Annotated in this window: 9 protein-coding genes; all 9 read right to left on the bottom strand. The window is 41.8% G+C overall.

Going from position 1 to position 13,596, the window contains the following annotated elements; translation table 11 throughout:
* Nucleotides 1-585, bottom strand: a complete 585-nt coding sequence (locus tag JS40_RS02100) for a DUF2911 domain-containing protein (RefSeq protein WP_034257989.1) — start codon at nt 583-585, stop codon at nt 1-3.
* Between the two features lie 19 nt (nt 586-604).
* A complete protein-coding gene (locus tag JS40_RS02105) occupies nt 605-3,106 on the bottom strand; it encodes a heavy metal translocating P-type ATPase (RefSeq protein ID WP_034257991.1) in 2,502 nt (833 codons plus the stop codon).
* Nucleotides 3,107-3,108: 2 nt separating this feature from the next.
* The gene (locus JS40_RS02110; protein ID WP_034257994.1) at nt 3,109-4,335 is read right to left on the bottom strand and encodes a permease; all 1,227 of its coding nucleotides are present in this window, start codon (nt 4,333-4,335) and stop codon (nt 3,109-3,111) included.
* A gap of 80 nt (nt 4,336-4,415) precedes the next feature.
* Nucleotides 4,416-4,871, bottom strand: coding sequence for a heme-binding domain-containing protein (locus JS40_RS02115; RefSeq protein WP_034257995.1), 456 nt, complete (start codon nt 4,869-4,871; stop codon nt 4,416-4,418).
* A complete protein-coding gene (locus tag JS40_RS02120) occupies nt 4,872-5,462 on the bottom strand; it encodes a DUF3347 domain-containing protein (RefSeq protein WP_034257997.1) in 591 nt (196 codons plus the stop codon).
* Between the two features lie 30 nt (nt 5,463-5,492).
* The gene (locus JS40_RS02125) at nt 5,493-7,922 is read right to left on the bottom strand and encodes a multicopper oxidase domain-containing protein (protein ID WP_013188088.1); all 2,430 of its coding nucleotides are present in this window, start codon (nt 7,920-7,922) and stop codon (nt 5,493-5,495) included.
* Nucleotides 7,923-7,992: 70 nt separating this feature from the next.
* Nucleotides 7,993-8,559, bottom strand: a complete 567-nt coding sequence (locus tag JS40_RS02130) for a helix-turn-helix domain-containing protein (RefSeq protein ID WP_013188089.1) — start codon at nt 8,557-8,559, stop codon at nt 7,993-7,995.
* Nucleotides 8,560-8,561: 2 nt separating this feature from the next.
* Entirely contained in the window at nt 8,562-9,779 is a 1,218-nt protein-coding gene (locus JS40_RS02135; protein WP_034257999.1) for a TolC family protein, read from the bottom strand.
* On the bottom strand, nt 9,776-13,540 hold the full coding sequence (locus tag JS40_RS02140; RefSeq protein ID WP_034258000.1) for an efflux RND transporter permease subunit: 3,765 nt from the start codon (nt 13,538-13,540) through the stop codon (nt 9,776-9,778). The genes JS40_RS02135 and JS40_RS02140 overlap by 4 nt, the downstream gene beginning before the upstream one ends.
* Nucleotides 13,541-13,596 lie beyond the last annotated feature (56 nt).

Below are 13,596 nucleotides of genomic sequence, written 5' to 3' on the forward strand. Positions count from 1 at the left end.
TTATTTTATTTCAAAAGGAAATTCAATCGTGACTTTTTCCCAACTCATTGAGATTGTTCCGGAAGTCTCAGTTGTTTTATTTACTTCATATTCTAAATGTTCTTTAATTTCTGCTGAAATTTTAGGCGTTGCTTTAAATCGTAATACATCATCGCTCGCATCATAGTCATCCTTTCCGTGTTGGTTCCAATTTCTGTTGAAAATGACAGTCCATTCTTCCTGATTTGGAATTACAAAAAACCCGTATTTCCCAGCTTTCAATTCTTTACCGTCGATTTCTAAATCCATATTTGTTTCCAACCAAGTAGCCATATGGGCACCAGCCTGCCAGACTTGGTCGTAAGCCAACAGTCCACCGAAAATAATTCTATCCCTTACGCCCGGCGACGAATAATCTATATGAATATGTGCATTGCCTATCATCGCCATTGCCGATGTATGTGGGCTAAGGGATTTTTTGTTCTCGGATTTAGGTTCACTTTGGGTATGATTGTGTTCTGTCCCTATTTCGGAATTGTTCTTTCCTTCGTTTTTACATCCGCTGACAGCAACTACCAATAGGATTATCAAAATTTTATATTTCATAAGTATTCAATTAGTTAGATTATATGTTTTTACTTTTTAGACGTAATGAGTTGGCAATTACCGAAACCGAACTAAAGCTCATTGCCAAGGCCGCAATCATTGGCGATAAGAGTATTCCGAAAAACGGATACAGTAGTCCTGCTGCAATAGGGATGCCCAGCGTGTTATAAATCATTGCAAAAAAGAGGTTTTGTTTGATATTGCGCATTACTGCATCGCTTAGGTTTCTTGCCTTTACGATACCGTGTAAATCGCCTTTCACCAATGTAATGGCTGCACTTTCAATGGCGACATCTGTTCCTGTTCCCATTGCGATGCCTACATCACTTTTAGCAAGTGCAGGTGCATCATTGATGCCATCGCCTGCCATTGCAACCACTTTACCCTGGCCTTGTAATTTCTCGACTTCTTGTAACTTGTTCTCTGGAAGCATACTCGCTTGAAAATCCGCAAGGTTAAGTTCATCCGCGACAGCTTGGGCTGTATCGTGATTATCGCCAGTAAGCATAATGACTGCAATTCCCTTATTCTGCAAATCCTTGATAGCTTTTGCGCTCGTTTCTTTTATTTTGTCACCGATGACCACGTAGCCTACAACTTGACTTTCAACAGCGAGATAGGAAACCGTTTTCCCTTGTTTTTGATAGGACTGTGCCTCGTTTTCCATAGCTTCGGTAAGCGTGGCATTTGCCTGTTCCATCATTTTGGCGTTGCCCAAGGCTACTTCCTTTCCGTTCACTTTACCTTCAACACCCTTTCCGGTAACTGCATTAAATCCATCTGCTTTTAAAAACTCTGCGTCTTGTTCTTTTCCATATTTTACGGTGGCTTCTGCCAGCGGATGTTCACTTTGGCTGTTAAGGGAAACAATGAATTGTAGTACTTCGCTTTCTGTAAAGCCATTGTCGAAAGATCCCACTTTCTCAACTGTAGGTTTTCCTTCAGTTATCGTTCCGGTCTTATCGACAATTAGGGTATCTACCTTATCCATTTTTTCAAGAGCTTCGGCATTTTTGATAAGCACCCCGTTTTGTGCGCCTTTACCAACACCGACCATTACGGACATTGGTGTCGCAAGCCCCAAAGCACACGGACAGGCAATAATCAATACGGCAATGGCATTGACCAAGGCATATACATAGGCTGGTTCTGGGCCCCAAATTGCCCAAACGCCGAATGTCACAGCAGCGATAATGACCACGATTGGCACGAAATATTTCGAAACGGTATCTGCTAATTTCTGAATTGGTGCTCGACTGCGACTGGCATCGTTGACCATCTGTATAATCTGTGATAACAGGGTATCTGACCCTATCTTTTCTGCTTTCATCAAAAAAGACTGATTACCGTTGATAGTTCCGCTACTTACTTTATCATCGGTAGATTTGTTTACGGGAATGGGTTCGCCAGTAATCATCGATTCATCGATGGAAGTTTCGCCTTCGGTAATTACACCATCTACGGGAATCTTATCGCCCGGCTTTACACGCAGAATATCACCCAATTCGATTTCATCGATGGCCACTTCCTGTTCTTCGCCATCTACCACCTTAACCGCCTTATTCGGTGCCAGTTTTAAAAGTTCCTTGACTGCGGAATTGGTCTTGCTATGCGCACGAGCTTCCAGAACCTGCCCAAGTAGCACCAAAGTTAGAATGACGGTTGCCGCTTCAAAATAAACGTGAACTGTACCTGCTTCGGTCTTAAATTGGTCAGGGAAAAAATCTGGCACGAGCATCCCGAACACACTAAACAGCCAAGCAACGCCTGCACCGATACCGATAAGGGTAAACATATTGAGGTTCCAAGTCTTTATACTACGGTAGGCGCGCTCAAAGAACATCCAAGTGGCGTAGAATACCACAGGGATAGAGAGCGCAAATTGAATCCAATTCCAATATTTTAATTCTAAAACATCATATAATGGATTGTTGGGTAGCATTTCGGACATTGCAATCATAAAAATGGGCAATGTGAAAGCGACCGCTATCCAGAACTTTTTAAGCAGTTTTTTATAGGTCTTTTCTTCTGCGGATAAATCCGGTTCTATAGGAACTAAATCCATCCCACAAATTGGACAGCTTCCCGGTTCATCCTTAATAATTTCGGGATGCATCGGGCAGGTATATTGGGTGTCGGAAGTAGCCGTTAGGTTCACTTCTTCAACCAAATCCATCCCGCAAACAGGACAATCGCCTGGTTTGTCGTAAGTCTTGTCGCCCTCGCAATGCATCGGACAATAGAACGTACCCGTTCCTTTGCCTTTGGGTTTCTCAACTTTCTTCTTATCGTGGGTATGATGATGTTCCCCATTTTGATGGATGCTGTATTGCCCACCGTCAGCTTTCAGCGCACCTTGAAATTTTTCTATGGGAATATGGGATTCCATTTCTATTGTCGCTTCGGCTTTTTCTAAATTGACAGATGCATTAGTAACACCTTCTATTTTGGAAAGCGTCTGTTCGACGTGGTTTCGGCAACCGTTGCAGGTCATTCCGTGTATGTGATAGGTGTGTTTCATTGTTATAGAATTAAAAATTTAGTGATTAAACCACCTGCCAGCCAGATATAGCAAGCGATAGCAACATATTTTAATACACTTTCAAGCAAAGAGCTCTTTGGTGCCATTTCATTCATTGAGTGTTCCACATCTTTTTTCTTGAAAAATCCGAGATAAACCAGATACGCTGAAATAGCGAGGAAAGCAATATTCAAATAGAAGGTGTAATCAATTTTGAAATGTTCTTTGTCTTGAATTTTTACCTGTGATGGGTCTGGTAATATGCTCAACAAATCAAAACTATAATGAAGCGCAAGGGACGTACCTATCAATGCTGTAAACAATAGGAATACGATAAAAAAAGACATTTTCCAGCCATAGTATTTTGCATTGATGCGTAGCACGGGAAAAACTACCAAATCACTAAAAATAAATGCCATTACACCTGCAAAACTCACACCTTTACCAAACAACAAAGCTGCCAATGGAATGTTCCCCATCGAGCCGATAAAAGTTAAAAATGCCGCAACCGGACCCACAACAATATGTTCCATAACTTCGAGAAAGGTAAAATCGGTTTTACCTTGACCACTATTTATAAACAGCGTTTGGAAAAACGAATCTGGGACGAAGGCGGCAACGATACCTGCAATGGTAAAGCCTACGGTTACATCCTTCCAGACCATTTGCCATTCCATCTTATATTTCTTGGCGACCCTTGCCCAGCTATCTTCCTGTTGAATCTGTTTTTTCCAGTCTTTGGAATCTTCCATTTCATCATCATCCTGCCCTTCAAGATTTTTCCGTGCTTTTTCGATGAGCTTTTTGGGATTGATAATGCGAATGAGAACCCAACAAATGAGTATGAGTAAAATACCACCCACATATTCGCCCACTACAAACTGCCATCCCAAGAAAATGGAAATGATTATACCAAGCTCAATGACAAGGTTTGTAGATGCAAGTAAAAATGCAATGGATGATACAAAGCTTGCACCTTTCTTAAAAATGGACTTGGTAGAAGCGAGTGCGGCAAAGCTGCACGAACTGCTTATAAAACCAAAAAATGTCCCAAGAAGTACACTTTTCTTCTCGTTCTCGCCCATTGTTTTCTGCATCCGTTTTTCGGTCACGAAAACTTGTATCATACTACTGATGATGTAACCCAATATGAATGCCCAGAGCGCCATCCAGAAAAATCCGGTAGTCGTATAGGCGGCTTCGCCCCATTGTTTTAAAAAATCATTCATACATCCTTATTTTATTGTGCCTGACAAGGGAAGGGCTACTAACTAACCAACCATCAACTTGCACTTCCCATATCAGGACTTTATTCCAAACTGTCTTTTAACGCTGTTATATAATCTATTATCATCCTCTTATCTTCATCTGAAAGAATTGCATCCCTGTGAATGAGTGCATAAGAATCCAAAGGCATTCTATCTTCTTCAATTTGGCTTATGATAGACCGAAGTTTACTATTCTTTCGCCTGTCTGAATACTCTGCCCATTCATTAAAATTAAGTTCGTCCTTACCTTCTTGTATGTGGTCTTCCAGATACCAAGCCGAAGGCTGTATCTTACTATACCACGGATAATCTGTATTATTGCTGTGGCAATCGTAGCAAGAAACCTGCAACCGATTTTTTATCGTTGCAGGCACTTGATTTTCGACCATAAAATCACTTTGCGGTACAGTATCTCTCTCGTTCAGGGTTGTTGGAAAGAACTGAATCACAATAAATGCCACAAGGGCAAGCCACGCTATGATTTTTAAAAACTTCAATTAGTTGATTTCTCGCTGTACTTTACCGCATTTCAACATTTTGTCACCGAAATAGGGGTTTCTAATTTCTTCGTTCATACTAAGCCAAGCACCACCCTCATTATTATTATACATAGGGCAGAATTGCTCGTATATCTTCATCTCAGTTCCGGTAATGGCAACCATATCGGTAACATCCTTGCTTAATATCTTAAAGTGCTCACGTTGGTGTGCCATATCACTTTCTGAAATGTGTTCTGCGTGTTCAATTGCGTCTTCCAAAATATCCTTGAGTTCTTGTTGCTCGTTATCTGAATAGCTCGATGCATCAAAACTGCCTAAAGTGCTTGCCAGCGTGGCACCCAATTGTTTTGCTTTGTCATTATTCGTCTCGACAAGTGCATCTTTTAGTTTAAAGTAGTCTTGTAGGACTGCTTTTGCATCTTGGTTGTCATTCATTGCCATATTGTCTTTGTCATCCATAGATTCTTGGTGCATCTCGTTGCTCATAGGTGCAGCAGGTTCATTTTTGTTTCCATCCTTGCAGGAAACCGTTAACACCATTATAGCAGCAAGTGCCATTGTACCTATTGTTCTTTTTACTGTTTTCATTTTTGTTATTTATTTAAGTTAATAATTGTTCTAAAATCTTAATGAGAGTCCACCACCAGCGCCAAAGCGGTTGTCATAGCTTCCCATTAATGAGAAGTCACGGCTCAATACGTATTCAAGTCCAACTTGCCACGTGGTTTCTTCTTCAAAGTCCTGACCTTCGGGTAATTTGCCGTCCCAGCCAAAGTCCATCTGGTATTCATACTCGCCATAAATTCCAAGGTGGGGAAAAATCATAAAGCCCGTACTAAAACTTATCTGTGGACGCAGTTTGCTGTCAATTCTGAAATCTGAATTAATGAGCAATGGCATTAACCATCGTACACCAGCAATAGCGGTTGTGTTTATTTCTTCAAGGCTGTCCTCACCTTCATTCTCTACATTTACACCACCAAAAACTCGGAAGTAATCATTGAGATAGCGCTCGTAGGTAAACTCGGCTTCCAGATTTTTGTTCCATCCATATTCGCCCCTTAGCGCAAATTGATTTCTGATATTTGTTGCAGTAGCGTAAAGCTCGGTCATATGACTTGCAGCCGTGATTTCGCCCCAAGTGAATATGTGGTCTGCTTCGTTGGTAAGGTTAGTAAGTGGGTAGCCTTCTAATCGTTCGTCACGAGGTGTATCGTAACTGAAAACCCTTGCCATACCGCTCATCATATGATAAAGGATGTGACAATGGAAAAACCAATCACCAGTTTCATCAGCGGCAAACTCAAATACGACTTTTTGCATTGGTGCCACGTTAACAGTATGCTTTAGTGGTGAATACTCACCGTTCTCGTTCAATACTCTAAAGAAGTGGCCGTGCAAGTGCATAGGGTGGTGCATCATCGTGAGATTGTTAAGTGTGATACGCACGACTTCGCCTTGCTCGATTTTTATCTTATCTGTTTCTGAAAGGGGCACACCGTTGATAGACCAGACGTAGCGGTTCATATTTCCTGTAAGGTTGAAAAGCATTTCCTTTACGGGCTTATCGTTTTCAAATTCGGTAGGTTCTTTAGCCCTTAAGTAGTTGTAATTGAACTCGGGATTACCACCCGTTTTCATATTATCGCCTACCACTTTATCTTTTGGCACCATATATCCCATTTTCATTTCGCCCATATCCATACCGCCATCCATTTTCATATTGGCCTTGCCTTTGTTCATCTTCATTTCTGACTTGGACATTTTCATTTTATCATCCTTCATATCCATTTTAGAATGGTCCATTTTAGTGTGAGCCATCTTGGTAGAATCCATTTCCATTTCACCCTTTTTCATATTATCATCCATCATAGACATACTATTCATCTGCATTCCGCCCATATCCATTTTGTACTTTTCCATTACTTGAATGGAATCGTTTTTTGAAGGATTAAATTTTGAAGCAGGTGCGCCCATCTTCATACCCATAGACATCATTTGCTTCATATTCTTTATAAGATTAGGTTCTGGAACTACAGGTGCTTCCAGTACATTTCCAGTTCCTATAAATGCCGAAGCTTCGCCAGAACCATCCTGTGCCGTAGCTCTTACTTGAAGTTTTCCACTTTCTGGAATCGTCACTATAAAATCATAGGTTTCGGCAACGCCAATCAAAGTTTTGTTATGTTCTACTGGAACCACATCAAGTCCATCGGCAGATACGAGCATTGGGTCTTCGCCACCAAATGTGAGCCAGAAATAAGACGCTGCGGCTGCGTTTACAAATCGAAGCCTCACGCGCTCGCCGGGCTGAAAATCTGGATATTCCTGTGAAGTACCACCATTGATAAAAAACTTGTCAAAATAATTATCTGAAATAGCCATATCTGGCATACGTTGCCACGCCATCTTTAACTTGGCACCTACTGCGCCTTGGGCAATTAATTTATCCAGACTTTGAACCTGACCTTTTTTAATTAAATACCACTCATTGCCACGCTTCAAATTTTTAAGTTGAGATTGTGGATTTTCATCTACCCAATCCGAAAGCACTAAGACCAAATCTTTGTCATATTCTAAATCGGTTTCCTTTGGATTTATCTGTAATGAACCATACACCCCACGTTGTTCCTGTAACCCAGTATGGGAATGATACCAATAGGTTCCAGATTGTTTCAATGCAAACTTGTATTGAAAGGTTTCCCCTGGACGGATAGGTGGTGTGGTCAAATACGGTACGCCATCGTGGAAATTAGGTAATATCATCCCGTGCCAATGGACAGATGTTTCCACATCCATTTTATTGGTAACGTTGATAATGGCAAACTCGCCTTCGTTGAACTCGAGATTGGGACCAGGTATGCCACCATTAATGGTCATTGCCTGTACATCCTTGCCCGTAAAGTTTACGGTTTTATAATCTATAGTAAGGTCATAAATCCGTTCTGGCCAGTTGTCAACATTTTCTTCAGTTTCATTCGCTACCAATTGGGCTTTTGCACCAAAAGTGATAAGCATTGTTAGAAGTAATGTGATTTTATATTTCATAGTTCTTAATTTTATTTGGATAAAATTACTGCTGTAAATCAACAGCTTGTGTCATAATTATGGTTGTTATCTATACAATTTTGTCCAATGAATTCCTAAAGTTTTTCTGTTGTGATTTATACTCGGTCAGGCTCATACCCGTTTCGCTTTTAAACTGGCCACTCAAATGGTTGATATGGCTATAATCCAGCAGCTGTGCCATTTCTGTAAAGTTGAGTTCCTTGGCCTGTACCAGTTCCTTTACCTTTTCTATTTTCAATTTGATGAAGTACTTCTCAATGGTAATGCCTTCGGTAATTGAAAAGACCTTACTGATTTTAGAATACTCGTGACCCAATGCATCGGCTAAGTGAGCGGATAATTTCTTATCGAGTTCCAAAGGCAATTTTTGTAATGCTTTAATCAGTTCTACCTTAACCTGCTCTGTGAGTTTTTCTTCGGTACTGCCAATTAGGGAAAATCCATTACTTTCAAGTAAAGTTTTCAATTTTTCGATTTCATCATCGCTCTCGATGTTTAGGCGCAAACGACCCAATTCGATTTGTAACAATTCGATAGTTTGTTTATCCAGTACATCCCTTAAAACCTTGATGCATCTATCACATACCATATTTTTTATGTAAAAATCCTTGACCATAATTAATTGATTAGATAGTTAATAATGGCCGATTGTACATAGTACATTTGCACCGACTCGATTTGATTCATCTGAAACTTCAACTGCAATTCCTGAATGTCCAGCACATCGTTAAAATCGATAGTGCCAGTTTCATAATTTTTTACCAGAATTTCTTCGGCATCTTGGGCTTGTTTTAGATTGCGTTCTTGTGTGTAGTAAGCAATGCGAGCTTGGTTGCGTTGTGATTGCGCTTTCGCGAAAGCGGATTCCAGCACATTCAATCGCTGTTCCCTTTGGGTCTCTATTTCTTGCTGTCGCAGTTCATTTTGTTTTGAAATGGATTTGTAGCGGTTATTGAAAATGGGTATAGAAATCGACACCATTGGCATCAATACATCTTTCCCATTATCGCTGAAGTTAACATCGCTACGTTCGGTTACGGGCAAGTAATCCACACCAAAACCAATCATAGGTAAGCTTTCACGCTGGTTGAGTAGTTCAGATTGTGCCACAGATTCATAAAGTTTATCGTATTTGAGCAGTTCAGGATTGAGCGCCAGCGCTTCATTGTCATAAAAAGGGTCTTCCTGCGGAATTTCCATTTCTGGAACTACGTCAACAGTCATCATTGATTCACGGTTGAGCAAATTGTTAAAAGCTGTTTGTTCTGCCGTAAATTCTTCTTCCAAAACTTCCTTTTGTTGCTGTAACTCATTTTGCCGTATTTGAAGTCGCAACACATCTACGGCACTCGCTTTACCTACTTCTACAGACGTGAGTGCAAGTTGCTCATAGGTTTGCAATAGCTGTATATTTTCATCCAGCACAGCTTGCTTGGCACGTATAGAATACAGGCTATAATAGGATTGTGCGACCGAAAGTGCGAGCTTGCGCTTTGCAATCGTGATGTCCACATATTCAGCATCTGCCATTGCGGTGGCATAATTTTCACGAGCTGTAATAGTACCGAACCACGGCAACATCTGTTTTACGCCTATTCGTGCACGTTGCGCACCGACTCTGGTTTCAGGCTCACTCACAAAATAGCCGGCACTCACTTCGGTATTTGGAATCCAGTTGGCTTCATTTACCTTTTCTTCGGCAATATTATAGCGCAGTTCAAAGGCTTGAATTTCTGGATTGTTCGCTTCGGCTTCCTTAATGTAGGATTGTAATTGTTGCGCTTTCGCGAAAGCGGAAACAAACAAGAACACCAGTATATATTTTAATTTCTTCATCTGTTTGCTTTTTTAAGTTGGTATTCCTTTTTCCAGCTATATAAGACTGGCAGTAGGAAATAGGACGTAACATCGATTATCATTCCGCCAAAAATGGGTATCGCCATCGGTATCATTATATCGCTTCCCTTGCCTGTGGATGTAAGTACGGGAAGTAGTGCCAGTACCGTAGTTACAGTAGTCATCAAACACGGACGAATACGTTTACCTGCGGCTTCCAAAGTGGCGAGACGAATGCCCTTTTTATTGTCTGGTTCGTTGCTTTTGAATGATTGGTCTAAATAGGTGGCCATTACCACGCCATCATCCGTAGCAATACCAAATAGGGCGATAAAACCTACCCAAACGGCTACACTTAAATTGATGGTTTTCATATTGAACAAATCCCGCAGATTTTCGCCAAAAAAGCCGAAATTGAAAAACCAATCCTGCCCGTACAGCCATATCATTATAAAGCCACCTGCAAAGGCTACGGCAATTGCGGTAAACACCATAAGCGATGTAGCAACCGACCTGAACTGGAAATACAGAATCAAGAAAATGATGAGCAAACAGAGTGGTACGACTACCGATAAGGTTTTTTCTGCCCGTAATTGATTTTCATACGTTCCCGTAAAGCGATAGCTGATGCCTTGCGGTACGATTAGTGAACCGTTATCGATATTTTCTTGAATCAAGGCTTGGGCATTTTCTACTACATCCACTTCGGCAAAGCCATCGAGTTTGTCAAACAGCACGTAGCCAGTTAGAAAGGTGTCTTCACTTTTAATCACCTGTGGTCCTTGCTCGTAGCGTATATCTACCAATTCGCCAAGCGGTACAGGACTTCCTTTTTCAACGGGCACATAGATGTTTTTTAGGTCGTCTGGATTTGCCCGTAATTCTCGTGGATAGCGAACCCGAACGGCATAGCGCTCACGACCTTCTACGGTTTGCGTGAGCGGCATTCCGCCAACCGCCACTTGAAGAACTTCCTGCACATCCATTATGGACACGCCATATCGAGCCAATTGGTCTCGCTTAATATCTATGAGCAAGTAGGGTTTGCCCACGATTCGGTCTGCAAAAACAGCTTGTTCCTTAACACCTTCGGCTTGTTTTAGAATATCTTCCAGTTGCAGTCCGAAGTTTTCTATGGACTTTAAATCGGGGCCTTTTACCTTGATACCCATAGGTGCTCGCATTCCCGTTTGGAGCATTACCAATCGTGTTTCGATAGGTTGCAACTTGGGTGAAGATGTCACGCCTGGCAACTTGGTCACACGTACAATCTCGTTCCAAATATCATCTGGACTTTCGATGTCAGGGCGCCAATTTCGGTAGTATTCGCCATCGTCATCTTCAATCAAATCTTCGCGTGTGGCGGTAGTTTTTAGCGAAGCTTCAGCATAGTTGGCGTCTTCGTCTATCTCGTTGTTTGGGTTGATAATGAATTTGTCGTTCTTCAGCACAAACAACCCATCGTCATTGACCTTGTAGCGTTGTCGTTCACCAGATGCATTCCGCATATATTCAGATTTATACTGAATGACATTTTCGTACATCGAGAGTGGTGCCGGGTCGAGTGCGCTTTCCGTTCTTCCCGCTTTTCCCACTACGGTTTCAATTTCAGGGATGCTCGCCACGGCCATATCCAGCTGTTGCAGTATACGCTTGTTTTCTTCAACACCAGCGTGCGGAAGGGATGTAGGCATCAGCAAGAATGAACCTTCATTGAGTGCTGGCATAAATTCCTTACCTGTATTTCGCATTATGAGAATACCCAACGTCAGCACGGTAGCCGGAATGATTAAGAATAGATATCGGTTTTGAAGTGCCCATTTCAAAATACGCTCGTAATATATCCTGAAAATTGAGAACACACCAAGCAGTCCGAAACAGATGATGGAAACAAATATCAGGTTCATTACTACGCTTCGGTCAAAGCCTAAGGGTCGCCAATACGTAGCGAGCAAGAACACAATGGCAACAGATGAAATGATAATGTCAAGCAGGTTTTTACGCTTTGGCAAAAGCGTACCGCGCATATTTAAAAATGAAGTGGCGGCAAAGGCGATAAGAATTAGCCCCAACCAAAAGCCGTAAACGATGGCGAGAAATCCCAATAGTACAAGTGCGCCATTGATAGCATACTGTGTACGTTCCCGCACACTCGTCTTACGGAAAAGAAATGCCGCAATGGGTGGAATAATAAATAGCGCAATGACGAGTGATGCCGTGAGTGCCATTGTTTTGGTAAAAGCGAGCGGACGGAACAGTTTTCCTTCGGCACCTATCATTGTGAATACAGGCAGAAAACTAATAATGGTTGTTAAAACTGCTGTTAGGATAGCACCAGAGACTTCGGCAGTTGCGTTGTAGATGATTTCGTTTGTGGTGTATTCTTTGCCGTTTTCATTAAGACGGAGCTTTTCATCTTCCAAGTGCCGTATCATATTTTCGGCAAGTATAACGCCCACATCCACCATTGTACCGATGGCAATGGCAATACCCGAAAGGGCAACGATGTTTGCATCTACGTTGAAGAGCTTCATCGTGATAAAAACCATCAAAACAGCTACGGGCAATAAGCCGGAAATTAGGATGGATGCACGCAGATTAAAGACCATTATAATAATGACCAAAATGGTAATCAAGATTTCCAAAGCCAAGGCTTCGTTGAGCGTGCCCAAAGTTTCCTGAATGAGTTCTGTACGGTCGTAAAACGGCACGATGGTTACTTGCGAAGTGCGACCGTCTGCCAATGTTTTCGTGGGAAGTCCAGAGCTTATTTCGGCGATTTGAGCCTTAACATTATTGATAACTTCCAGCGGATTTGCACCATAGCGAGCGACCACCACACCGCCTACGACTTCGGCACCTTCCTTATCGAGAATGCCACGTCTGGCAGCAGGCCCCAAATGGACGTTTGCTACGTCTTTGATGCGGATAGACGTGAAGTTTTCAGAATCTACTACCGCATTTTCAATATCTGCAATAGATTCTACATAACCCAATCCACGTACCAAATATTCCGCCTGATTGATTTCTAAAGTTTGTGCTCCAATGTCCCTGTTGCTTTCCTTAACCGCTTTTACCACTTGATTTAAACCAATGTTGTATTGACGCATTAATTCAGGATTGACATCGATTTGATATTCCTGAACATACCCACCAATGGAAGCCACTTCAGAAACACCGCTTGCAGAAGATAATCCATATTTTACATAGTAATCCTGAATGCTGCGTAATTCCTGTAGATCCCAACCACCCGTTACGTTTCCGTTTTCGTCACGACCTTCAAGCGTGTACCAAAATATCTGTCCGAGACCTGTGGCATCTGGTCCGAGTGATGGATTGACGCCATCGGGTAAAAGATTGGCAGGAAGTGAGTTCAATTTTTCAAGAATGCGACTGCGCGACCAGTAGAACTCGATGTCTTCTTCAAAAATGATATAGATACTTGAAAAACCGAACATAGACGAACTACGAATGGTTTTTACGCCGGGAATACCAAGTAAAGATGTTGTAAGGGGATAGGTGATCTGGTCCTCTATGTCTTGCGGTGAGCGACCATCCCATTTGGTAAAAACGATTTGCTGGTTCTCACCAATATCCGGTATGGCATCTACTGCAACGGGGTCGGTGGGCAATCCCGATAGCCATCGGGACGTCTCCCAATTAAATGGTGCATATACGGTACCGAATCCTATAAATGCGACGAGCATCAAGACGGCAACGAGTTTGTTTTCGATTAGAAATTTTATGCTTTTATTTAGCATTGACTTTGATAATTAAACAATTAGACATAAGTGCAGGAAAACACCGAATACAGCAA

The sequence above is a fragment of the Altibacter lentus genome, from assembly GCF_000746845.1.
Classification (GTDB): domain Bacteria; phylum Bacteroidota; class Bacteroidia; order Flavobacteriales; family Flavobacteriaceae; genus Altibacter; species Altibacter lentus.